The following is a 23,796-nucleotide window of genomic DNA, read 5'->3' on the forward strand; positions in this document are numbered from 1 at the left end:
ACGAATGACCGACCAAGTCGTAAAATCGCTGACCGATCCTGCCTTCCTGATAGCGTTGCTGGTTGGCATTGCGGTGTTCGCGACCGTCTTCACGGTGCTGCCGGCCCTTGGTGGCAATCAGCTCAAGACGCGCATGAGATCGGTGGCGCTGGAGCGTGACGAATTGCGCGCCAAGCAGCGCGCGCGGCTTGCCAATGAAGCCGATCGTCGCCGCAAGGGGCTGCGCGAAGAGCAGTCGATCGGCATGCGCAACATCGTCGACAGGCTGGACCTGCGGCGTGCGTTGGCCGATGAAGGCACGTTGCAGAAGCTCAAGGTGGCGGGCTTTCGTGGCCAGAACCCGCTGACCCGCTTCCTGTTCTTCCGCCTGATCCTGCCTTTTGTCGGTTTCACGCTGGCAGCGATCTATCTGTTCGTGCTCGGCGGACTGCCTGACCGGCCGGCCTTCGTGAAACTGTTCGTCTGCATCCTTGTCGCCTACGCCGGTTTCTACGCGCCGATCCTTTACGTCAACAATCGTGCCGCCAAGCGCAAGCAGTCGATCCAGGCGGCGTGGCCGGATGCGCTCGACCTGATGCTGATCTGCGTCGAATCGGGCATGTCGGTCGAGGCCGCCTTGCGCAAGGTCTCCGAGGAGATCGGTTCGCAGTCGGTGGCGCTGGCGGAGGAATTCGTGCTGACCAACGCCGAACTCTCTTATCTGCAGGAGCGCAAGCAGGCTTATGAAAACCTCTCGGCTCGTACCGGCCTGGAGTCGGTGAAGTCAGTGTCCCAGGCGCTGGTCCAGGCCGAACGCTACGGCACACCCGTGGCGCACGCATTGCGCGTGCTGGCCTCGGAAAGCCGTGACATGCGCATGAATGCCGCCGAGAAGAAGGCCGCCGCCCTGCCGCCGAAGCTTACCGTGCCGATGATCCTGTTCTTCCTGCCGGTTTTGTTCGCCATCATTCTGGGCCCAGCCGGCATTCAGGTCAGTCAGCGCGGCATCTTCGGCGACCAGCACAATTCCTCAAGCCAGTAGGCCTCGTTGCAGCCATACAAAAGAGCCGCACTGCCAATGCAGTGCGGCTCTTGTTTTCAGCTTTGAGATGTGGACGGATTTTGCGCTGTGCGGAGCCGGCGCCCATGCGGCGCTCAGTTGGTCGCCGGCTTTGCCTTGTCCTGATCCTTGAGCTGACTCCAGGCGTTCTGCTGGGCAAGCATCTGGCGAAGATAGGCTACATTGGCTTGCGCCTGTTCGGGTGAAAGCTCCTGCGAGGCGATCTTCTCGGCCTCGTCGAAGCGGCCCTGCAGTCCCACGACCAGCGCAAGGTTCTGGCGCACCCGGCTGTCGGCATTCGGTTGCTGGGCTGCCGAGCGCATATAGGTCTCGGCGGTGCGCAGATCGCCTTCCAGCACATAGGACATACCGAGATTGGAAAGGATCGAGGGTTCGTTCGGCTTTAGGTCCAGCGCCTTGCGGTAGTTCTGGCGCGCTTCATCCTTCTGGCCAAGCTGGTCGAGAATGGCGGCCTCGGCCGACATCAGCCGCCAGTCCGGATATTCCGGCGTCTGCGCCCGGCGCACGGCGTCGAGCGCCGGCTCGAACTGGCCGTTGGCGGCCAGCGCCTTGCCGTAGGCGGCAAGCACGTCGCGATCCTTGGGGTAGGCGATCGCCAGCTTGCGCATCACGGCAAGCGACTGGTCGGCATCGCCGTCCATCTGGAGCGCCGCCGCAAAATTTGTCGCCAGCCGCTTGTCGTTGGGGTTCTTTGCGTAGGATTCGCCCAGCCGCCCGGTCGCCCCGTGCAACTCGCTGGCCGACATGGTTTCCAGCGGTTTGCCGCTGGTGCGCCCGATCGAGCCGGTCGTGAGCTTGCTGGTTCCGCACCCGGCAACACCGGCCGCCAGCGCCATCAGCAGTGCCGTGGTGACCAACCGTTTGCCCGTGACGTTCATCCTGCGGTTGGTGGGCATCGGCACGGGGCTCTCCATTCCTGCGCGTGGCCATTCACGTGGCCATCTTCATCCCCGCAGAAATATTCTGTTAACCCTAACGGACAGTTAAAAAGTGAGCCGTCGGATCGGTGAACGGCCCGCCGGAAGCCTTTGGCCTGGCAGTCCCATGCCGGCCCCTGTGCATAGATGTTGAAATCATCCGACGTCCCTGTCACTTGACTGAGGACGACCTGCAAGCCTCCCGGAGACCATCGAATGCCCGTCGAACTCATCGAGACACTAAACACTGCCCTGCCGGTCCATCTGGTCGCGAGCGATGGACTGGAGGCCTTGGGGCTTTCGCCTTCCATGACCGCATGGGCGGCCGCCAACGGCTTTTCCGGCGAAGCCGGTAGGACGCTCGCCGTCCCCGGCGACAACGGTTCCCTTGCCGGCGCCTTGTTCGGCGTCGGTGATGGCGAGGGCGCGCTGGCCGTCGGCATGCTGGCGAGAGCCTTGCCGGAAGGCGACTGGCATTTTGCCGCCGCTCCAGCCGAGCCGGAACTCGCGGCCATAGCCTTGGTGCTCGGCGGTTACGTCTTCACTCGCTACGGAAAGAAATCAGGCAAGACGCTGCGTTTTGCGCTGCCGCTCGGCGTAGATGCAGGACGCGTCCGGCGCATCGCCGACGGCGTCTTCCTGGCGCGCGACCTCGTCAACACGCCGACCAGCGACATGGGACCGGACGAGTTGGAGAAGGCCGTGCGGACCCTGGCGGCCACTCACAAGGCCGAGGTGTCGGTGATCAAGGGGGATGATCTCCTGAAGCAGAATTTCCCGATGATCCATGCGGTCGGCCGGGCCTCGGTCGGAGCGCCGCGACTGATCGACATGGTTTGGGGACCGGAAGGCGCGCCGAAGGTGACGCTGGTCGGCAAGGGTGTCTGTTTCGACACTGGCGGCCTCGACATCAAACCGTCGTCGGGCATGCTCTTGATGAAGAAGGATATGGGCGGCGCCGCCAATGTGCTGGGCCTGGCCTCGATGATCATGGCTGCCGGGCTGAAGATCCGGCTGCGCGTCCTGATCCCGGCGGTCGAGAATTCGATTGCCGGCAACGCCTTCCGGCCTGGAGATGTACTGACCAGCCGCAAGGGCCTCACCGTCGAGATCGGCAACACCGACGCCGAAGGGCGGCTGGTGCTGGCCGATGCGCTGGCGCTGGCCGATGACGAGGAGCCGGAACTGCTGATCGACATGGCGACGCTGACCGGGGCAGCGCGTGTCGCGCTCGGTCCCGATCTGCCGCCTTTCTACACTGGCGACGAAGCGCTGGCGTCCGAACTGGCTGCGGCCTCGGTGGCCGTCGAGGATCCGTTGTGGCGCATGCCGTTGTGGCGGCCCTATGACGGCAGGCTGGCGTCGAAGATCGCCGACATCAACAACGTCACCACGGACGGTTTCGCCGGCTCGGTCACCGCGGCGCTGTTCCTCAAGCGCTTTGTCGAACGGACAACGGGCTGGGCGCATTTCGACATCTTCGCCTGGAACCCGTCCGATCGCCCCTATGGACCCGCCGGCGGCGAGGCGCAAGGCATCCGTGCACTGGAGCGGGTCATTTCGAGGCGCTATGCCTAGGGTCGTGAGCAAAGCACACTGCCTCTAAACTGAAACGGAACCGAAACAATTTGCCGTCATGCTCGCGCGATGTCGATTTCGATGCGTCCGAGCCAGGCGATGCGACTATGGCAGCAGGTGATGTTGTCCCAGGTGCGCGCCGGCGCGCCAGATCTCACCATGCGCCAGACGGCGATCCTGTTCACCATCTATCTCGACCCGCCGCCGCACACGGTGCGCGGCCTGGCAGCCCGCCTCAATGTCACCAAGCCGGTCATCACCCGCGCCCTCGATACTATGGGTGCGCTGAAACTGGTGTCACGCCATCGCGACGAGCTCGACAAGCGCAATGTGCTGATCCGGCGCACGGTCGAAGGCGCGCTCTTTGTCGAGCGCTTCGGGGATGGTATCGTTGCCAGGGCTCATGAACTGCCCATCTGATCAATCCATGAATTAGAACGAGTACCGATTTGACTGCCAGGGATGCCCGCCTCCACGCCTTCCGTTCCGACCTCGCCGATGCAAGGCTGAAAGGGAAGGTTTCGGCCGATCGCTTCGTCACCGGCCGTCCGGCTCGGATCACAGCCTCCGTGGCTGACGTGCGCAAGGCACCGCGCCCGGATGCCGGCGTCAACACGCAGGTACTGTTCGGCGACGATGTGCTTGTCTTCGAGGAAGCCGAGGGATGGGCCTGGGTCCAGGCCGAACGCGACGGCTATGTCGGCTACGTCGGCGCCACCATGCTGGGCGCACGCGAGCATGCGCCAACCCACATCGTCACGGCGCCGCGCACCTTCCTCTATCCCGGCCCGGATCTGCGCTTCCCGATCAGCGGCCAATTGTCTATGGGCTCGACGGTGACGGTGACGGGCGCTGCCGAAACGCGCGGCACGCACTATGCGCTGTTGCTCTCCGGCGAGGCGCTCATTGCCGGCCATGTGCGCCCGGTCAGTGATATCGCCGCCGACTATGTCTCGGTCTCCGAGATGTTTCTCGGCACGCCCTATCTCTGGGGCGGCAGCTCCGGCTTCGGCATCGACTGTTCGGGCCTTGTGCAACTGGCCATGCGCATGGCCGGCCGCAATGTGCTGCGTGATTCCGACATGCAAGCGGCAGGCCTCGGCGAGCCGCTCGATCCGGGATTCGATTATGCCGGACTGAAACGCGGCGACCTGGTGTTCTGGAAGGGCCATGTCGCGATCATGACCGACGCCGAGACCATGATCCACGCCAACGGCCACACCATGCTGGTCTCGCGCGAAGGGCTGAAGGAGGCGATCGGCCGGATTGGGTATCTCTATGGCGGGCCGACGGGCTTTCGGCGGCCGTAGCGCCTCTTCCTTCGCTCCCGTTCACGGGGAGAAGGTGCCCGAACGGCGGATGAGGGGCGGCGCCAGCGATTGAAAGCTCGCGCTGCCCCCTGCCGGCATCCTCTCCCGTACGGGGTGAGGATAACTCACCCGATCACCTTTTGTTCCGATTTTCCTTGGCGATCGCGCGCCGTCGCGCTACCTCTTTCGCGTGACCGAGCAGCCGCGCCTTGCCAAACAAAATGCCGCCGTCCTTCTGCCCGAGCCATTCATCAGATGGTTTGGCGAAAAAGGCTGGTCGCCGCGCGCTCACCAGATCGAGCTGCTGGCGAAGGCTCAAGCCGGGCAATCGGTGCTCTTGATCGCACCGACCGGCGCCGGCAAGACACTGGCCGGCTTCTTGCCATCGTTGACCGAACTGGCCAACCGCCCCAGACGCAAAGCTGGTATGGCACGGCGCGGCATCCATACGCTCTACATCTCGCCGCTGAAGGCGCTGGCCGTCGACATCGAGCGCAACCTCGGCAAGCCGGTGGAGGAGATCGGCATGCCCGTCACCATCGAGACGCGCACCGGCGACACGCCTTCCCACAAGCGACAGCGCCAGAAGCTGGCGCCGCCCGATATCCTGCTCACCACGCCCGAGCAATTGGCGCTGCTGATTGCGGCCGGCGATGCCGGGCGCTTCTTCGAGGATCTGCGCTATGTCGTGCTCGACGAGCTGCATTCGCTGGTGACATCGAAACGCGGCCATCTGCTGGCGCTCGGGCTGGCGCGGCTGCGCAGCATCGTGCCCGGCCTGCAGACGATCGGTCTGTCGGCAACGGTGGCCGAGCCCGACGAGTTGCGGCGCTGGCTGGTGAGCCAGAATCCGCCCAAAGGCTTGGCAAGTCCCGATATGTCTGAGCTCATCGTCGTAACCGGCGGCGCGAAGCCCGAAATCTCGATCCTCGATTCGGAAGAGCGCGTGCCATGGGCCGGCCATTCGGCGCGCTATGCGACGCCGGAAATCTACCGCGAGATCAAGCGCCACAAGACCACCCTGCTGTTCGTCAACACCCGCAGCCAGGCCGAGCTGCTGTTTCAGGAATTGTGGCGGGTCAACGAGGATACCTTGCCGATCGCGCTGCATCACGGCTCGCTCGATGTCGCCCAGCGCCGACGCGTCGAGAAGGCGATGGGGGAAAACGCGCTCCGTGCCATCGTCGCCACCTCGACGCTCGACCTTGGCATCGATTGGGGCGATGTCGATCTGGTCGTCCATGTCGGCGCGCCCAAGGGCGCCAGCCGGCTGGCGCAGCGCATCGGCCGCGCCAATCACCGCATGGACGAGCCGTCGAAGGCGATCCTGATCCCGGCCAATCGTTTCGAGGTGCTGGAGTGCCGGGCAGCCCTCGACGCCAACTATCTCGGCGCCCAGGATACGCCGCCGCTGGTCAATGGCGGGCTCGATGTGCTGGCCCAGCATGTGCTGGGCTGCGCCTGCGGAGCGCCGTTTCGCGCCGACGATCTCTACGAGGAAGTGCTGACAGCAGCGCCCTATGCCAGCCTCGACCGGCCGACATTCGACCGCGTCATCGATTTCGTCGCCACCGGCGGCTACGCACTGAAGAACTACGAGCGTTACGCCCGCATCCGCCTCAACAAGGACGGCATGTGGCGGGTCTCCAATCCCCGCGTCGCGCAGCAATATCGGCTGAACGTCGGCACCATCATCGAGGTGCCGGCGCTCAATGTGCGTTACGTCAAGGCTGGCAGCAAAGGCTCGGCTCCGCACGGCGGCCGGGCTCTGGGCAAGATCGAGGAGGCCTTCCTCGAAACGCTGACGCATGGCGACACCTTCATGTTTGCCGGCAAAGTGCTGCGCTTCGAAGGCATCCGCGAGAATGAATGCTTCGTCTCGAACGCGCCGGGAAGCGACGCCAAGGTGCCTTACTATGGCGGCGGCAAATTTCCGCTTTCGACCTACCTCGCCGAGCAGGTGCGCGCCATGCTGGACGACCCGCAGCGCTGGAGGAAGCTGCCGGAGCAGGTGTCGGACTGGCTGCGGTTCCAGGCCGACAAATCGATACTGCCCAAACGCGACGACCTCTTGATCGAGACCTTTCCGCGCGGCAACCGTCACTATCTCGTCGCTTATCCTTTCGAGGGCAGGCTGGCGCACCAGACGCTCGGCATGCTGCTCACCCGCCGCCTGGACAGGGCCGGCGCCAGGCCGCTCGGCTTCGTCGCCACCGACTATGCCCTGGCCATATGGTCGCTGGGCGATATGGGTGCGATGTTCAAATCGCGGAAACCTTCGCTTGGCGCGCTGTTCGACCAGGACATGCTGGGCGACGACCTGGAGGCTTGGCTGGCCGACAGCTGGCTGCTCAAGCGCACCTTCCGCAACTGCGCGCTGATTTCGGGCCTGATCGAGAAACGTCACCCCGGCCAGGAGAAAAGCGGCCGCCAGGTCACCGTCTCGACCGATCTGATCTATGACGTGCTGCGCAGCCATGAGCCCGACCACATCCTGCTGCAGGCGACGCGCGCCGACGCGGCGACCGGTCTGCTCGATGTCAGCAGACTTGCCGACATGCTCTCGCGCATCCAGGGTCGAATCGTGCATAAGGCACTCGAACAGATATCGCCGCTGGCCGTGCCGATCATGCTCGAAATCGGCAAGATGCCGGTGAATGGCGAGGCCGACGAAACGCTGCTGATGGATGCCGCGACTTTGGTCGAGGAAGCCATGGGCCCCGGGATGATTGAGGAATGAATTTTTCGCTGGCGCGGGCATCGCTGATGGCCGAGGCCGACTTGGTCGGCATCGCGGGCGAGCGCGCGGTCTGTGATTCGCGCGGCGTGCTCTATTTCCCCGATCTGAGGCTGCTCGCGGTCTCCGACCTGCATCTGGAAAAGGGCTCGTCCTTCGCCAGGCGCGGCGCACTGATCCCGCCCTACGATACCGGCGCCACTCTGCTCCGGCTGCAGGCGGTAATCGCGGACTACCAGCCGGCCATCGTCATCAGCCTGGGCGACTCCTTCCACGACGGCGGCGGCGCCGAGCGCATGCATCAAACCTTCCGCGATCGGCTGGAAGCATTGATGGCCGGCCGCGACTGGTTCTGGGTCGCCGGCAACCATGACCCGGAAGCGCCGGCGGATTTGCCCGGCGAGACGGTGCGCGAACTCGCCATCGGCTCGCTGCTGTTCCGCCACGAGCCGTCGAAGATAAGAACCGAGGGCGAAGTTGCCGGCCATCTTCACCCTTGCGCCAGGATCGTCCAGCAGGGCCGCTCGGTGCGGCGGCGCTGCTTTGCCGGCGATGGCGGCCGCATGATCATGCCGGCCTTCGGCGCTTATACCGGCTCGCTCAACGTGCTCGACCGCGCCTATGCCGGCCTGTTCCGCCGCGAGACGTTGATAGCTTATATGCTGGGCGCCGCGCGCATCTTCGCCATTTCCGGTTCGATGCTGCGGCCGGGCTGAGTTTCTACGGTATAAGCACGGTTGCGCCTGTCGTCTGCCGTGCTTCGAGCCGGCGGTGCGCCTCCGCCACTTCGGCAAGCGGCATGCTTGTGTGCACCGGGATTTTCACTGCGCCGCTGAGGACGACGCTGAACAGATCCTCGCTCATGGCGACAACGTCCTCACGCCTGGCGAGATGATGGAACAGCAACTGCCAGGTGGCGAACAGCGAACCCTTCTGCATCAAAAGCATGATGTCGAATGGCGGGATCGACCCCGACGCTGTGCCGTAGCTGACGAAGGTGCCGAACGGCCGCAGGCAGTCGAGCGAGGCCGGGAAGGTCGTGTTGCCGACGCCGTCATAGACGGCGTGGCAGCCCTCGCCGTTGGTGACCTCTTTCACCCGTGCGGCGAAATTCTCTTTGCTGTAGTCGATGACATGGTCGCAGCCATTGGCGCGCGCAAGTTCGGCCTTTTCGGGTGAACCGACCGTGGCGATGACGATGGCGCCGAGATGCTTTGCCCATTGCGTCAGGATGAGGCCAACGCCGCCCGCTGCGGCATGCACCAGAATTGTATGGCCCGCCTCGACGCGAAACGTGCGACGCAGCAGATATTGCGCCGTCAGCCCCTTCAGCATCATGGCCGCGCCCGTCTCGAAATCGATGGCGTCGGGCAGATGCACGACGAAATGCGCCGGCACGATGCGTTCTTCGGCATAGGCGCCGAGCGTCTCGACATAGGCGACTCGGTCGCCAGGCGCGAAGCCGCTGACGCCTTCACCGACGGCGACGATTTCGCCGGCGCCTTCATTGCCGGGAATGAATGGCAGAGCGGGCGGCGCGTATTCGCCGGTGCGAAAATAGATGTCGACGAAGTTGAGACCGACCGCCCGGTTGCGCACGCGCACCTCGCCCGGTCCGGGCTGGCCGATGTCGACATCTTCGTAGGCGAGCACATCTGGCCCGCCATGGCGGTGAACACGGATCGCTTTCATGGTTTTCTCCCCTGCGCTGTTCTCTTGAGTGTGAGATAGCGCGTGGCGAGATATCATTGTAGACTGATACCTATGACATCAGAGTTCAAACAAAATGATATCTGAGCAGATCGGCCTCGACCTTCTCCGCACCTATGTCGCGGTCTGCCGGCAAGGTAGCCTGAGCAGGGTCGCCGCGCAGACCGGCAAGACCCAATCGGCGATGAGCATGCAGATGCGCCGGCTGGAGGGCCTGCTCCAACGGCACTTGTTCCAGCGCACCGGCCGCGGTGTCGTACCGACTGCGGCGGGAGAGCTCTTTCTGGGATACGCGACCCGCATCCTCGCTCTCGGCGACGAAGCGGTGGCGCGTCTGCAGCAGGCTAGCATTGGCGGCGGCGTGCGTATTGGTCTTGCCGAAGAGGTCACCACGGCCGCGCTTTCGGCCGCGCTTGGGCGGCTGCATCGCACCTATCCCGACATCAGCCTCGACGCGATGGTCGAGCACAGCGTCGCGCTGGGACGGCTGTGGAGCGAGGATGCGCTGGATGTCATGATTGCCCCGACATCCGTCGTCGCGGCCGATGCCGTGACGACATGGAACGTCGAACTGCAGTGGGTCTGCGCCCAGGACTATGTGCTGGACCATGACCGGCCACTCGATCTCGCCGCCTTCGGCGCAACCTGCCCTTGGCGCAGGCGGATGATCGAGGCGCTGGTCGCCGCCGGCCGGGAGCACCGGATCGTCCTGTCGTGCCAGAGCGTCACCGGCCTTCAGGCCGCCATCGAGAACGGACTGGGCGTTGGACTGCTTCCGCCCGAATCCGTGCGTACCGCTTCGATGCGGGTGCTGAAGACGTCAGCCGGCCTGCCCGAGCCGCTCACGGTCCAATACGGCCTTTACGCGCACGACCGCAGGACAGCTGTAATCGATGCCGCGATCGAAATCCTGCTTAAGGATTTGCCGGCGGCGCCACGAGCACGGGCCGCCTGACGGCGGGACGCTCTACCGGCCGTAATAGAGGGTGACGGTGTGCTTGGCCTCGGCGAAGAACAGCCAGCGCTCGACCAGCATGCCGGCGAACTGGACGATTGCCGCAAGCACCGACAGCACCGCTGCGAATGGCCAGGGCAAAGCGAGTAAGACAGAAAGCAGCAGCAGGGCAGGCAAGGCGAAAGCCAGCAACTGCGTGATCAGCCGCAGCTTTGCGCCATGTTTGCGCGCGATCCGAAAACCCATTTCCTTGAGCAGGTAGTTCTCCTCGGTGTGCGGCCATTCCAGCGAGCGAACCGTCCCTCCGGCGAGGCCTGTCGCCGTGTTGGCGGTGGTCGCGATCTCCAGCGCGTCATTGTATCGCCACGTCGCCAGCTTCCAGCCCCAGCCGAGCAAGGTCAGCAGCAGGGCGGCTACCGCAACGGCGGTCGGGCTGATGGCGAAAGCCTGCAGCAGCGCGTTCAACAGCACGCTGCCGGTCATCGCCGAAAAGATGAGATAGCCCGGCAGCGTATACGGGCTATGCCACTGCGCGATCGGCTTCAGCGAGGCATAGATCATGCCGGTGGTGCAGACGGTGACGATTGCGCCGATAGTTGCGAGAAACCCGGCGATGGCCATCCAGCCTCCGGTGCGGCCAAAAAACACCCAGCCGATGCCGAACAGCCCGGCGGGAATGAAGGTTGCGACCGACGATACACCCTCGCGTGACAGCCAGGAGCTACGCCATTGCGAAAAGGCGCGCCAGGCGCGTTCGGGCCGGCCGAGATGGCCGGTCGACGACAAAAGGCCGGCAGCAATCAGGCCAAGCGCCAGCCCCATGCCGATAAGGCCGAGCCAGAAATGGGCCGGGATAAAACCCAGTCCGCCAAGCACGCCGAGCAGCGCCAGCAGTCCGTAGCCCGCTCCTGTAGCAGTGGTGAAGAAAACGACGGAAAAGGCTGGATGCATTGGTCAGTTCGAAAGCATGCGGTCGATCCAGCCAAGAAAACCACCTTCGACCGTGACTGGCTCGAGCCTTGGCGCCGGCACCGATGCGGCGCGCTGGGCGCGCGGCGGCAGATATTTGTTGGTCGGCTTGTAACCCATCTCCGGCATCAGGTCGACGCCGCCACGCTCCGCCACCAGTTGCGATACCGCCGAGGTGGGATCGCCGAGGTCGCCGAAATGCCGGGCGCTGGTCGGGCAGGCGGCAACGCAGGCCGGCACGCGGTCTTCCTCGGCCAGATTGTCGTTGTAGATACGGTCGACGCACAGCGTGCATTTCTTCATCACGCCGACGTCGGTATCGAATTCGCGCGCGCCATAGGGGCAGGCCCAACTGCACAGTTTGCAGCCGATGCATTTGCTTTCGTCGATCAGCACGATGCCGTCCGACGCCCGCTTGTAGGACGCGCCGGTCGGGCAGACAGTGACGCAGGCAGGCGTCTCGCAATGCAGGCAGGAGCGCGGAAAGTTGACCGTGCGCCCGCCCGCCTCGGTCGTGTGCTCGTAGTTGTGCACGCGGTTGAACCAGACGCCGTCGACACGGCCGCCATAGGGGTCGATGTCGGTCAGTGGCGCCATGTGGCCGCCGGTGTTCCACTCCTTGCAGGCGGTGACGCAGGCCTGGCAGCCGACGCAGGTGTCGAGGTCGATGACTAGGCCAAGCTTCTTGTCTGTATGGGCGGGAAGGCAGGTCATTCCACGGCTTCCCTATGGACGCGGAACTCGGCGCCGAAGCGAAGGATGTCGGGCGAAGGCTCGACATTTGGCGGCTGGCTGAAACGCTCGAATTGCGGTTCGGTGAAGCCGGCTTCCTCATCAGAGCATTTGACAATGCGTACCCTGAGGTCGAACCACGCCGCCTGGCCGGTCACCGGATCGGAATTCGAATAGCGTTTGCCTTTCGCGTCAGCCGATGTCTGGTCGCCGATAATGTGGTTGAGCAGGAAGCCGCGGTTGGTCTCGGCAGCGTTGTCCTTCAGACCCCAGGCGCCGCGCCTTTTGCCGATGGCGTTCCAGGTCCAGACCGTATCCGCATTGACGCCGTCGACCAGCTTGATCTGCCCCTTAACCCTACCGTTGATGCTCTCGATCCACACCCAGTCGTCGTCGACAAGACTGAGATCTGCCGCGGTCTTGTGGTGCACGAACAGGCGGTTCTGACTGGTGATTTGCCGCAGCCACGCATTCTGCGAGCCCCAGGAATGATACATGTGCATAGGCCGCTGCGTCAGCGCATGCAGCGGGTATTTATGCGGATCGACGGCGGCCTCTTCGAACGGGGTAAACCAGAACGGCAGCGGATCCATATAGGTCTCGATGCGCCGGCGTTCGCTCTCGGGCGGCTGGACGCGACCATGACCGCGCGCGGCGAGGCGAAAGCGCTGCATCGGTTCGCAATAGAGCTGGAACACGATCGGCTCGGCCTTGGGGATGAACCCCATCTGCTCTGCGAAGTCGAGATAGGAGCGGTTGGCCATCTTGTAATAGCGCTGGTCCTCAGCAAAATCCTGGTGCCAGAAGCCGCCATTGCCGATGTAGCGCTGCAACTGGTCGGGATTGACTTCGCCCTTGCCGACGGAAGTGCCGTCCTTGCCGCGCCAGCCGGCCAGCGGGCCGATGCCCGGCGTGCGTTCGTGATTGACGATGTAGTCGGCATAGTCGGCATATCTGGCCGAGCCATCGTCCTCGACGAAGCCGGGCAGGCCAAGCCGAGCGCCAAGTTCGATCAGCACCGATTGGAACGGCCTGACATCTCGGTCCGGTTCGACCACCGGATGGCGGATCGCGTCGCCCGGCCCGTCGGCATGGCTGATCGGCCGGTCGAGCAGGCTGATGCAGTCGTGACGTTCGAGATAGGTGGTGTCGGGCAGCACCAGGTCGGCGAACGGCACCGTCTCGGAATAATAGGCGTCGGAATAGATGATGAAGGGGATCTTGTAGTTACCCGCTTCGTCATGGTCGGTGAGCATGGCAATGGTCTCGACGGTGTTCATCGAGGAATTCCAAGCCATGTTCGACATGTACATCATCAGCGTGTCGATCGGGTACGGGTCACCGGCCCACGCATTTCGGATGACCGTATGCATCAGCCCATGCGCGGCGAGCGGCGCATCCCAGGAATAAGCCTTGTCGATGCGCAAAGGCGTGCCGGCCTCGTCGACCAGGAGATCGTCCGGCCCGCAGACGAAGCCGAGCGGCATGCCGTCGAGCGGCGTCATCGGCCTGACCACCTTGCCGGCCGGCTTCGGTCCCGGCGGCGCCGAGCGCGGGTAGGGGGGCTTGAAACGGAAGCCACCGGGCACGTCCACCGTGCCGAGCAGCACCTGCAGCAGGTGGATGGCACGGCAGGAGTGAAAGCCGTTGGAGTGGGCCGAGATGCCGCGCATGGCATGCATCGACACCGGCCGTCCCTTGATCGTCTCGTGCCGCCGTCCGGCCCAGTCGGTCCACGCAACCGGCAGTTCGATCGTCTGTTCGAAGGCGACGTGGGCGAGTTCGGCAGCGATCCGGCGGATGGTGTCGGCCGGAATGCCGCATCGTGCCGCGACCGCATCGGGTGCGTAGCTGTCGTCCATGTAGCGGTCGGCGATAAGCCGGAACACCGGCACGCAACGGCGGCCGGCGAACGTGAAGCTGCCGGTCAGCGCCGGTTTCGCATCCGCATCGGCTGCGTTGACGGTTGTCTTCGCCACTCTGTCCCAGGCGAGAAGATTGTTGTCGCTGTCGCGCAGGAACAGCCCGTCGTCCGCCGCACCCGGCTCCTGGACGACCAGCACATGGGCGTTGGTGTAGCGCAGCAAATAATCGAGATCGACGCGGCCTGCCTTCAGCAGTTCATGGATTAGGGCGAAGACGAAGAGGCCGTCGGTGCCGGGCCGGATCCCGATCCAGTCGTCGGCAATGGCGTTGTAGCCGGTGCGACAGGGGTTGATCGACACCACCTTGGCGCCGCGCGCCTTGAGTTTACCCAAGCCGATCTTGATCGGGTTGGAATCATGGTCCTCGGCGACGCCGAACAGCATGAAGTATTTCGTATTGTCCCAGTCCGGCTCGCCGAACTCCCAGAACGAGCCGCCGATCGTGTAGAGCCCGCCGGCCGCCATGTTGACCGAGCAGAAGCCGCCATGGGCGGCGAAGTTCGGCGTGCCGAACTGGCTCGCCCACCAGCCGGTCAGCGACTGCGACTGGTCGCGCCCGGTGAAGAAGGCGAGCTTTTTCGGATCGGTCCGGCGGATATGCGATAGCCGCCCGGTCGCAATCGAAAACGCTTCTTCCCACTCGATCTCGCGGAATTCGCCCGAGCCGCGCAGGCCGCTGCGCAACAGCGGCTTCTTCAGCCGCGCCGGGCTGTAGTGCTGCATGATGCCGGAGCTGCCCTTGCCGCAGATTACGCCGCGGTTAACCGGATGGGCCTTGTTGCCGTTGATGTAGCGCACCTTGCCGTCCTTGATGTGGACGTCGATGCCGCACCGGCAGGCGCACATATAACAGGTGGTCTTGGCGATGCTGTCGGAGATAGCGGGCGAGGTGTCGACGCCGTCGCCTTCATCAGGCGCGCGTGTATCGCCAAGCGGCCGTTGCGACGGTGCGGAATTGGCTCCGCGCGGCGCAGCTGGGTTCATGATGCCGGCGTGCTTTTGCTACCTGCGAATTTGGCCCGCGTCTTCGGTCCGGGGCCACGCATATAGTGTTCTTCAGGATGATATCGATCGCCGGCCAGCCGCCGCCTGAGGCCACGGGTCCAATGCGCAAACAGGGATCTGAACCGCCCGATCATTTTGTTGGCCGCGATTTGTTGGCGAATTCTTTCTAACTTCGACTGAAAAAGTAGAATAAAGCTATCGATCCGTCTAATCAGTTGTTCTTGTAAATTCGATCGGAATTGGTTCTTAATGCACACATGACGCTGGACCAGTTGCGCATTTTCGTTGCCGTTGCCGAACGCGGCCATATGACCAAGGCGGCGGAGCTTTTGGGCATCTCCCAGTCGGCGGCGTCGGCGGCTATCCGCGCTTTGGAAGAGCAGCATGGCGTTCATCTGTTCAACCGTGTCGGCCGCAACATCGAGCTGGCTCAGACCGGCCACCGTTTCCTGCCCGAGGCCAAGGCGGTGCTGGAACGCGCCGCCGCCGCCCGAAATGTGCTGGAGCATGTCTCGCAGACGGTCGCCGGCAGTCTGTCCATCGCCGCCAGCCTGACCATCGCCAGCTACTGGCTGCCGCGCCGGCTGGCCTCTTTCCACGAGGCCTACCCGGCGGTGCGCTTGAGCGTCAGCATCGGCAACACCAGGCAGGTCGAGGCCAACGTGCTCGATGGCACCGCCGATCTCGGTCTGGTCGAGGGGCGCACCGAGTCAGACATCCTCCGCCGCACCAAGGTCGACGTCGACAGGTTGATGCTGGTCGTCGCCGCCTCGCATCCCGAAATCGCCGAGATCGCGCCGGGCCGCCCGGATATCAGAGGGCTGCGCTGGATCATCCGTGAGGGTGGTTCGGGCACGCGCGAGGTGCTGGAGGACCTGGCCCGCCGCGAGGGGATATCGCTTGGCGACCTGCAGATATTTCTGGTGCTGCCGAGCAACGAGGCGGTTCGCCAGGCGGTCGAGGCCGGCGCCGGCGCCACCATCATCTCGGACCTCGTCGTCGGACGCGCCGTCGCCGAGGGCAGTCTCCGGTCGGTGCCGCTCGAGCTGCCGAAGCGCGACTTCGCCATGATCACCCATCGTGACCGCCAGGCAAGCCTGGCCCAGATGGCGCTCAAGGCGCATCTCGGCGCTGAGGGCGGGAACCGCATCGTGAGCTCTAGCTAAACTTCCGCTGTGCATCCAGCGCCAGGCCAAGGCCGACCGAACCGAACATGTCGCCCTCGATAACGGCGGCTTGCGGCACCAGCGACAGGATTTCGCGCCGTGCCAGCGGGATGGCGGTCGAGCCGCCGGTGAGGAACACGGCGGTGATGTCGGACGCTTTCACGCCAGCATCGGCAATCGTCTGCCGCACCGTCGCGGACACCCGCTCGATGTCGGCGGCAATCGTCTCTTCCAGGCCGTCTCGCGTGATCTCGGCGGCAAAACCCGCGCCGGGCAGTGCCACCGTCACATCAGCCGAAGCCTGATCTGTCAGCGCGATCTTGGCTCGTTCGACCAGGCCGGCCAGCGCATGGCCGTAACGGTGCTCGACAATATGGATGAAGCGGTCGACAAGGTCGGCGCGGACGGCCTCGAAGCGGATCTGCCTCAGATGCGTCATCGCCTTGGCGGTGTAAACGAGGTTGATGCGTTGCCACGTCGCGAGATCAATGAAATAGCTCGCCGGCAGGTTGCGCTTGCCGTCTTTTGTGGGCGAGAGATAGCCGAGCTTGGGCATGACATGGGCGATGCTGAGCAGCCGGTCGAAATCGGTGCCGCCAATATGAATGCCTCGGTTGGCGAGGATGTCGTCCTTGCGGTCGCGTGAGCGGGCGCGTTGCGGCGAAACGCGCACGATCGAGAAGTCGGACGTGCCGCCGCCCATGTCGACGATCAACGCCAGTTCCTCGCGCTTCACGTCCTGCTCATAGTCGAGTGCTGCCGCAATCGGTTCGAACTGGAAGGCGATGTGCTTGAAGCCTTGCGCGCGCGCCGCTTTTTCAAGCTCGCTTTGCGCCTTGGCATCGGCTTCCACATCGTCGTCGACAAATTGCACCGGCCGGCCGAGCACAACGTTCTCCACCGGAGCGCCGGCATCTTCCTCAAGCCGCTTCTTCAAATGGCCGACGAACATGCCGACAATGTCGATGAAACCGATCTGCCGGGCCTTGATCCGCGTCTTCTCATGCGCCAGCGAACTGCCGAGCACGCTCTTCAGCGACCGCATCAGCCGGCCTTCGATGGCATCGGTGTAGTCGGCAATGGCGCGGCGGCCGAAATAGGTGTGACCGTCCTCGAAGTTGAAGAAAACCGCGCTTGGCAATGTCGGCTGTTCGCCTTCCAGCGCCACCAGCCGTGCCTGGCCGTTGCGGATCACGCCCACCGTAGAATTGGACGTGCCGAAATCGATGCCGCCAAATGCCTGGTGCATTGCAGCCTCCTGTCATTGGGTCGTCGCTGTGGCAGGCGTCCGCAAGGCGCGCCGTCCAGAGGCCTGACCGTTCTGCCGAATGATTGTGCGTGTAACCCGAGGGTTGGGAGGCGGCGGTCTATCGCAAGACTGAGAAAAGGGGAACCCCCTTTCCCCGGAAATGGGTCGTGCGCGTCAATCCCTGCGGAAGATCAGCCTGCCCAGCCAGCCGGTGATCATGGCCAGCGACACGGAGAAGACGCCGTAGAGGAAGGAGTAATCATGCGCGACGCGGAAGATCGACTGTTCGAAACCCGATTTGCGGATTTCGAGCTGGGCCGAGCTTTCCTTGAGGAACAGGCCGCTCTTGAACAGAAACGCGCGGGCTTTATGCGTTCCAACCGGGACATTGGGCGCCAGCCGCACCGTGGCGCGAAACAGGTTCTGCGACAGGAACTGCACGCCGCCGACATTCTCGCTATAGAGGCCGGTCGCCGCCTTGCGCTCGCGCAGCGCCACGGTGAATTCCTCGATCGTCGCCGGACTGTCGGTTACGTCGGCCGGTTGCATGTAAAGGTTGGAGGCGCCGAGCGACAGCTGCTTGTAGCTGTTGGGTTCGGTGATGTCCTGCAGCGGCCGTGTCGTGGCGACGGAGTAGGAGACCGGCACGTTCTCGAAGGTCTCGGATTCCAGGTTGACCCAGACGCCGAGCACCCGGTCCTTGCGGCGCACCACAACCGGCCGCGGCGGCCCTTCGAGCACGACGATGACGTCATAGCGCCCCTGCCGCGCGACCAGCGGGTCGGGGTTTTCCAGCGAACCGAAAATGGTCAGGTCGGCGCCGGAAAAGCCGGCGGTGATCGACACCGCGTCGGTGGAGAGACCGATCTGGATGCCTTCCGGCAAGGGGTTCGGCGATTGCGCTGCGGCCGGCAGAGCGACGGCGATAAGCAAAGCGGCGGCCGAAAAAATCCCCCACCGCGGCATCAGTTCAGGCCCGCGGCGGTCAGCGAATAGAGGTTTGGCGGCGTGACGAAGAGATCGATGGCAAGCCGGATGGCAACCGCCAGCACCAGCAGCGCCAGCAGTGCCCTGAGCTGTTCGCCGCGCAGCTTCTGTCCTGCCTTGGCGCCATATTGCGCGCCGGCAACGCCGCCCGCCATCAGCAGGAAGGCAAGCATGACGTCGACCGTCTGGTTGGTGGTGGCGTGGACAAGCGTGGTGTAGGCCGAGGTGAAAATGATCTGGAACAGCGAGGTGCCGATGACGACGTTGGTCGGCACTTTCAAGAGATAGATCAGCGCCGGCACCATGATGAAGCCGCCGCCGACACCCATGATCGACGACAGGAAGCCGATGCCGGCGCCGAGCCCCAGCACCGGAATGACGCTGACGAACAGCTTCGAGGCCCTGAAGCGCATCTTCAGCGGCAGCCGGTGGATCCAGTTGTGCTGGCCGGATTTCTTCAAGACCGGCGCCGCACCGCTGCGCGTGGCGCGCAGCGCATTGACGCTCTCGACCAGCATCAGCCCGCCGACGGTGCCGAGCAGCACGACGTAGAGCAGCGAAATGAACAAATCGAGTTGGCCGAGCCGGCGCAGGAAGGCAAAGACAAAGATACCACCGGTCGAGCCGACGATGCCGCCGGCCAGCAGCACCCCGCCGAGCTTGAAGTCGAGCGTGCCGCGCTTCATGTGCGACAGCGCGCCGGAGAAGGAGGAGGCGATAACCTGGTTGGCGCCAGTGGCAACGGCGATTGCCGGCGGGATGTTGTAGAAGATCAAGAGCGGCGTGATCAGAAAGCCGCCACCGACCCCGAACATGCCCGACAGGAAACCCACCGCCGCGCCCATTGCCAGCAGCACGAAGACGTTGACGGAAATTTCCGCGATCGGGAGATAGATGCCCACCCGTCAGTCTCGATCAGTTTGCCTGTCGGCGATTGCAGCCATTCCAGGGCATTGTCGCACCGAAAAGCCAATTCTTTCTTGCACCGCCGGGGCAGTGGGATCAAACCCCGCCGCCCTACCGAAACAAAAAACATCTCAAGCAGTTAACAGGCAAATGTATGGCAAGGGCGTCGCGTTAGCGACGCATCTGCCGTTATTTGTGCGCCAGCAGCGCCTTCACCAGCTTTTCGTCGATTTCGCCGGTCGCCTGCATCTTGTTGTCGGTCTGGAAAGCCATGATTGCGGTCTTGGTCTTGCCGCCCATCACGCCATCGGCGCCGCCGGCATCGTAGCCGTTCTTGTTGAGGATGAGCTGGATGTTCTTGACCGCCTTCTTCATGTCGACGCTGGCGGTGGTCTGCGGCGTGCCTTCCTGCCAGGATTCAGGAATGTCGGCCGAGTTGGACGCCGGGTCGAGCGGCTTCGGCTTCCACAGTTCCGTGGCGGCGCGCGCCCGCTCCAGCTGTTCGGGGCGCAGCGCAGTGGCGACTTCGTCGCGCTTTGCAGCCGCATCCTTGTCGCCGGTCTTGGCGACGAGCGCGAACCATTTGTAGGATTCCTCCAGGCTCTGCTTCATGCCGACGCCCTTTGCCGCCAGGATGCCGAGATTGAACTGGCTGTCCTTGACGCCGACATCGGCCGCCGCCTGAAACCAGTGCGCGGCCGATTCATTGTCGGTCACGCCGTCGGCGGCCATGGCAAACAGAACGGCCAGATTGTGCATGGCGCTGGCATTACCCTGCGCGGCGGCGAGCTGGTAGAAGGTCTTTGCCTTCTTGACGTCGCGCGTGACGCCGATGCCCTTCTCGTAGAAATTGCCGATGCGGTATTCCGCCGGTGCGAAGCCGAGCTCGGCCGACTTTTCGTACCATTTGGCCGCTGCCGCCATGTCTTCCTTGACGCCGCGCGATTCAGCATAGCGCGAACCGAGTTCGAACAGCGCCTTGGCGTCACCGCCGGCAGCCGCGTCGCGCAAGGCTTGCGGGCCGGCATCGGCCGGAACGTCTATCTTGGCCACGACAGGTGTTGCCGCGGCATCAGCCGGCGGAACGGCGCCGGTAGTATCCGAGGCCGTCGTATCCGAGGCCGAGGGCGCCATGACGGCGGCCGCAGGCTGCGCGTCGGCAGCCGCCGGTCCCGCAGTGGCGGTGGTCGGCAGCATTGCATTTGGCGCGGGGGCCGGATCGGCCAGAGCCATCGGCGCTGGCGCGGGCTCCACCGCCGGCACTTCGGGCCCGGCGACCGAGGCCGCATTCATTGGCGCATCGTTGCCGCCTGCTGGCTCTGAGGGCTCCGCCTGCCTGACGATCCGGGCCGGCGCGTCCTGCATGGTCACCTGCGCATCTGCCTTGGGTTGGCTGGCAGCGTTGACCGAGGCAGTCTCGACCGGCTGCGAGGCGACGATCGGCGCTGTATCGTTGCTTGCGACCTCGACCGGGTCGGCGAAGAAGGCCTTGCCCAACTGGAGGCCGGCAAGCGCCAGCATGATCGCGACCGCTCCCATCAGGATCGGCTTGCGCCGCGCCTTGAGCAGGTCGCCGATACGAAGCGCCTTGACCGGGCCCTTCATGGTAGACTGGCGTTTCAACGCGTCGGCCTCGGCGGCCGCGGCCTGCGCCGCGCGCCTGGCCGCGGCAATGAAGTCGGATTTCGACGCATCGCCGGAGTTTTGGCGCACCGGCGGGCCGCGCTCGTCGCGCACGCGCTTCATGATGGCGTTGAGGTCGGGCGCGCCGGAGCCCGGCTCCAACGGTCGGTTGGCGAGCTTCGGATCGAGCGGCTCGTCGAGATCGACGCTCGGCATGTCGACATTAGGCCCCGAGCCGGCAAGCGGCGGCATGTCAGCCGGCTTCTTGCCCCTGAAGGCGCGCGCCAATCCACCGAACAGCGACTTCTTGGCCGTGCCTTCGCCTTTCTCGGCAATCCTGTCGGAACCGAGCGCTGCCTGGGCAGCGGCCGCGGCAGCCTCGGCTGGCGAGCGCCGCACTGGTTCGCTGCCCATGACCGGGTCGCTGCGCATATCCGGCTCGCTGCGCATGATGGCGGCGGCGCGGCCGTCCAGGTCGGCCATGTCTCCGGTCAGCGGCAGCGGCTGGTCGATATCCATCGACGGCGCGTCCTGCACCGAAATCTTGGAGGCGCGTGCAGCGCGGGCCTGCCGCGCCGGCTCGGCCTGGGCATCCAGAAGCTCGCTCACCGCCTCGGCCGGTTCGCTGGTCTCCAGCGAGCCCAGACGATCGACGATCTTGAGCAACGTGTCGTGGATAGCCTCGAATGTCCGTGAATTGCGCTCGTCCGAACGGCGCGTCAGCGCTTCCAGCGTCTTCAGATCCTGGGCAAGGCCGGTAACGGCCGCGGTGTTGGCGTTGGAATCTGCCAGCGAGCGCACGGCGCTCTCGGCCGCTTCCCGTGCCGCGCCCATGATGGATTCGCGGGTTCCAGCCAGCGACTTCTCGATTTCGTTGAGGCGCGGGCTGATGTCCTCGAATTCCGGCAGCGGCGTGCCGGGCTTCGACAGATGCGCCGATAGGCTGGAGACCTGCGCCTCGAGGCTGCGGATCAGTGCCGGATCGATGCCGGCGACCTGCGCGGCCGACGATTCCAGCCGGCTTGAAATGTCTTCGAGCCGGCTTTCCAGGCCGCGGATCGCCGCCTCGTTGGCAGGATCGGGAATGCGCGTCTCCATGCGTTGGGCGAGCGCGGTGAAGCGTGCGTCGATGGCGTCCATGATGCCGGCGCTGTCAGCCTGCGGCTGGCGCTGGTCCAGCCGGTCGGCAACCTCGTCCAGCCGCCGCTCGAGATCGCGAAACAGCATGTTGCCCTGTTCGATGGCGTCGCCCTGCCGGCGTTCCATCATGCCCGACAGCACGTCGAAGCGCTGTTCCAGACCCTGGAAGATATAGTCGGCGTCGGGCATGGCCGGGGCGTGGTCGATCTTGTCGGCGATCATCGCGATCTGCTTGCCGAGGCGCTCCATCGCCTGTTCCGGCAGATTGGCGCGGCCGGCAAGCTCGTCGACCCTGTTCGACAGCGTGCTGAGACGGTCGAGAACCTCGCCGCTCGGACGAACCTGCACGACTTCCTCAATCTGCTGCGCCAGCGAGGCGATCCGCTTCTCGATGCGTTCAAAGGGTTCGGGGTCGAAGGAATTGGCCTGTGCGGCGACGGTCGAGGCGACGATGGCGCGCGAAATCTCGTCGAGCCGTTCGTCGATCAGGCCAAGCGTGTCGCCGCCGCGGTTGCTCTGCTGGCTGACGAAATGATCGACGGCGCCGGCAAGCGTGCGGACCTTTTCTTCCATCGAGCGCAGCGACAGCGATTCCGGCAGATTGTGGACCGCATTGCTGATCTGTTCGAGCCGGTCGGTCAGGGCCGAAAATCCGGGGCCGTCGGCGCGGTTGCGCTGGTCGGCGTCGACACGGTCCTCGAACGCGCTCCAGCGGCGGTCGAAATCGTCCCAGCGGCGGTCGACCTTCAGCACGCTTTCCTCGCGCGCCAATGTGTCGAGCGCCGTCTTTACCTGCTCGAGCTCGAGCCGCAGCATGTTGACGCTTCGGTCGTCGCTCTTCTCGGCCAGCGTCTGGATGGCGCCGGACAGCCGCTCGAATTCGACGCCGAGTTCGGCGCTGCCCTTGCCGGGCAAGCCGCCTGCCTGACCACCCGATTGGTTGCTCGCCTGGAAGGCCCGTTCGATGTCCTTGCGCAACGCGGCGAATTCGCGCTGCAGGCCGGCCGTCATCTGATGGCGCAGTTCCTCGCGCAGGCCACGCAATTCGCCGGCGATCTTGCCGACCACGGCGACGCTGTCTTCCTGGCCGCGCACGCGGTCGATGTCGCGCGCGATCGCCTGATAGTTCTGGTCGAAGCCGGCCGTCACAGGGCTTTTCGGCCGCGGCGTGGGCTGCGGGTCCTCGTACCAGCGCGGCGGGGCGTAGGGCTGGGCGCTTGCGTAGCGCGGCTCTGCCGGCGGCCGGCGCGGATCGAAGCGCTCGGCGGCGTCCTCGCGCTTGCGCTCCAGCCGCTGCTCCAGCGTTTCCAGCGAGCGGTTCAATTCATCAAGTGTGGTGTTCGGCCTGCGCGGCCTGCCGGCGTTGAGTGTATCGAGATAGGACCGCTTGCTGTTCATCGATGCGTCCGTTTTTCAGAATGGCCGGCTTGCTGCCAGTTTCCCAAGTCCTTGTCGGGAACGAAGGCGGCCGCGCGGCACTGCTGCGGCGGAAGACGAGCTTCCCGGGCCAGGCCCGCTCTCCGAAAAACCGTGAAAAATTCGCTACAGGATAAACACGGGTGACCGACATCCGCACATTTCACCCATCGTGGTAAACAAGGTGTTAACCAAGCTTAAGAAGTTACGGCATTGCTGAAATACAGGCGGTGCCCGTTCGGACCCGGCGCCGGGGGTGCGGCATAAGGTTTCGCAATCCCAGAACGCCCTTGCGTCATGCGGCGGCTATCGATATAGAATTGACGTAAACGTAAGAGGGCGCCGTTCGTGCCTTTTGCGATGAATTAGTTGAAACCACGACTGGAAGCATGCCCCCGCTTCCACTCAGGC

At 64.4% G+C, this 23,796-nt stretch carries 18 protein-coding genes; 8 read left to right on the forward strand and 10 right to left on the reverse strand.

Features of this window, described 5'->3' with window-relative positions:
• The first annotated feature begins 4 nt into the window (after nucleotides 1-4).
• On the forward strand, nucleotides 5-1,021 hold the full coding sequence (locus NKJ88_RS10200) for a type II secretion system F family protein (protein ID WP_023732425.1): 1,017 nt from the start codon (nucleotides 5-7) through the stop codon (nucleotides 1,019-1,021).
• Nucleotides 1,022-1,134: 113 nt separating this feature from the next.
• Here the strand turns inward: NKJ88_RS10200 and NKJ88_RS10205 are convergent, their stop codons facing one another.
• Nucleotides 1,135-1,956: a tetratricopeptide repeat protein gene (locus NKJ88_RS10205; RefSeq protein WP_023669594.1), complete on the reverse strand. Its 822-nt coding sequence runs from the start codon at nucleotides 1,954-1,956 to the stop codon at nucleotides 1,135-1,137.
• Nucleotides 1,957-2,193: 237 nt separating this feature from the next.
• Between NKJ88_RS10205 and NKJ88_RS10210 the strand changes: the two genes are divergently transcribed.
• From NKJ88_RS10210 to NKJ88_RS10220, 3 genes are all read left to right on the forward strand, one after another.
• A complete protein-coding gene (locus tag NKJ88_RS10210; RefSeq protein ID WP_023732424.1) occupies nucleotides 2,194-3,555 on the forward strand; it encodes a leucyl aminopeptidase family protein in 1,362 nt (453 codons plus the stop codon).
• 69 nt (nucleotides 3,556-3,624) lie between these two features.
• The gene (locus tag NKJ88_RS10215) at nucleotides 3,625-3,975 is read left to right on the forward strand and encodes a MarR family winged helix-turn-helix transcriptional regulator (RefSeq protein ID WP_023669596.1); all 351 of its coding nucleotides are present in this window, start codon (nucleotides 3,625-3,627) and stop codon (nucleotides 3,973-3,975) included.
• 29 nt (nucleotides 3,976-4,004) lie between these two features.
• Nucleotides 4,005-4,865 (forward strand): C40 family peptidase, encoded by an 861-nt coding sequence (locus NKJ88_RS10220; protein ID WP_023823740.1) that lies wholly within the window; start codon nucleotides 4,005-4,007, stop codon nucleotides 4,863-4,865.
• A 133-nt stretch (nucleotides 4,866-4,998) separates the two neighbouring features.
• Here the strand turns inward: NKJ88_RS10220 and NKJ88_RS10225 are convergent, their stop codons facing one another.
• Nucleotides 4,999-5,193, reverse strand: a complete 195-nt coding sequence (locus NKJ88_RS10225; protein ID WP_245260071.1) for a hypothetical protein — start codon at nucleotides 5,191-5,193, stop codon at nucleotides 4,999-5,001.
• Between NKJ88_RS10225 and NKJ88_RS10230 the strand changes: the two genes are divergently transcribed.
• Together NKJ88_RS10230 and pdeM are read left to right on the forward strand one after the other, a co-directional pair.
• Nucleotides 5,101-7,605: a ligase-associated DNA damage response DEXH box helicase gene (locus NKJ88_RS10230; RefSeq protein ID WP_352444041.1), complete on the forward strand. Its 2,505-nt coding sequence runs from the start codon at nucleotides 5,101-5,103 to the stop codon at nucleotides 7,603-7,605. The two genes, NKJ88_RS10225 and NKJ88_RS10230, sit on opposite strands and share 93 nt — an antisense overlap.
• Nucleotides 7,602-8,318: a ligase-associated DNA damage response endonuclease PdeM gene (gene pdeM, locus NKJ88_RS10235; RefSeq protein WP_352444010.1), complete on the forward strand. Its 717-nt coding sequence runs from the start codon at nucleotides 7,602-7,604 to the stop codon at nucleotides 8,316-8,318. The genes NKJ88_RS10230 and pdeM overlap by 4 nt, the downstream gene beginning before the upstream one ends.
• A gap of 4 nt (nucleotides 8,319-8,322) precedes the next feature.
• Here pdeM and NKJ88_RS10240 read toward each other — a convergent pair whose 3' ends face one another.
• Nucleotides 8,323-9,294: a quinone oxidoreductase family protein gene (locus NKJ88_RS10240; protein ID WP_023823737.1), complete on the reverse strand. Its 972-nt coding sequence runs from the start codon at nucleotides 9,292-9,294 to the stop codon at nucleotides 8,323-8,325.
• A 94-nt stretch (nucleotides 9,295-9,388) separates the two neighbouring features.
• Here NKJ88_RS10240 and NKJ88_RS10245 point away from each other — a divergent pair, with 94 nt between their 5' ends.
• Nucleotides 9,389-10,267: a LysR substrate-binding domain-containing protein gene (locus tag NKJ88_RS10245; protein WP_023688709.1), complete on the forward strand. Its 879-nt coding sequence runs from the start codon at nucleotides 9,389-9,391 to the stop codon at nucleotides 10,265-10,267.
• A gap of 12 nt (nucleotides 10,268-10,279) precedes the next feature.
• Here the strand turns inward: NKJ88_RS10245 and NKJ88_RS10250 are convergent, their stop codons facing one another.
• The 3 genes from NKJ88_RS10250 to NKJ88_RS10260 are packed head-to-tail and all read right to left on the reverse strand — an operon-like array spanning nucleotide 10,280 to nucleotide 14,877.
• Nucleotides 10,280-11,218 (reverse strand): dimethyl sulfoxide reductase anchor subunit family protein, encoded by a 939-nt coding sequence (locus NKJ88_RS10250; RefSeq protein WP_023823736.1) that lies wholly within the window; start codon nucleotides 11,216-11,218, stop codon nucleotides 10,280-10,282.
• Between the two features lie 3 nt (nucleotides 11,219-11,221).
• Nucleotides 11,222-11,950 (reverse strand): 4Fe-4S dicluster domain-containing protein, encoded by a 729-nt coding sequence (locus NKJ88_RS10255; protein ID WP_023823735.1) that lies wholly within the window; start codon nucleotides 11,948-11,950, stop codon nucleotides 11,222-11,224.
• A complete protein-coding gene (locus NKJ88_RS10260) occupies nucleotides 11,947-14,877 on the reverse strand; it encodes a molybdopterin oxidoreductase family protein (RefSeq protein WP_352444011.1) in 2,931 nt (976 codons plus the stop codon). Before NKJ88_RS10260 ends, NKJ88_RS10255 begins: the two co-directional genes overlap by 4 nt.
• 278 nt (nucleotides 14,878-15,155) lie before the next feature.
• Here NKJ88_RS10260 and NKJ88_RS10265 point away from each other — a divergent pair, with 278 nt between their 5' ends.
• Complete coding sequence (locus NKJ88_RS10265) at nucleotides 15,156-16,064, forward strand: LysR substrate-binding domain-containing protein (protein WP_023696707.1); 909 nt, start codon at nucleotides 15,156-15,158, stop codon at nucleotides 16,062-16,064.
• Here the strand turns inward: NKJ88_RS10265 and NKJ88_RS10270 are convergent.
• From NKJ88_RS10270 to NKJ88_RS10285, 4 genes are all read right to left on the reverse strand, one after another.
• A complete protein-coding gene (locus NKJ88_RS10270; RefSeq protein WP_023823733.1) occupies nucleotides 16,057-17,313 on the reverse strand; it encodes an Hsp70 family protein in 1,257 nt (418 codons plus the stop codon). The genes NKJ88_RS10265 and NKJ88_RS10270 overlap by 8 nt on opposite strands.
• A gap of 174 nt (nucleotides 17,314-17,487) precedes the next feature.
• The gene (locus NKJ88_RS10275; protein ID WP_023736135.1) at nucleotides 17,488-18,279 is read right to left on the reverse strand and encodes a TIGR02186 family protein; all 792 of its coding nucleotides are present in this window, start codon (nucleotides 18,277-18,279) and stop codon (nucleotides 17,488-17,490) included.
• On the reverse strand, nucleotides 18,279-19,202 hold the full coding sequence (locus NKJ88_RS10280; RefSeq protein WP_023669608.1) for a sulfite exporter TauE/SafE family protein: 924 nt from the start codon (nucleotides 19,200-19,202) through the stop codon (nucleotides 18,279-18,281). The genes NKJ88_RS10275 and NKJ88_RS10280 overlap by 1 nt, the downstream gene beginning before the upstream one ends.
• A 193-nt stretch (nucleotides 19,203-19,395) precedes the next feature.
• Entirely contained in the window at nucleotides 19,396-23,367 is a 3,972-nt protein-coding gene (locus NKJ88_RS10285) for an SEL1-like repeat protein (protein WP_023823732.1), read from the reverse strand.
• Nucleotides 23,368-23,796: the final 429 nt, after the last annotated feature.

Source organism: Mesorhizobium sp. M0016 (genome assembly GCF_040324035.1).
Lineage (GTDB): Bacteria > Pseudomonadota > Alphaproteobacteria > Rhizobiales > Rhizobiaceae > Mesorhizobium.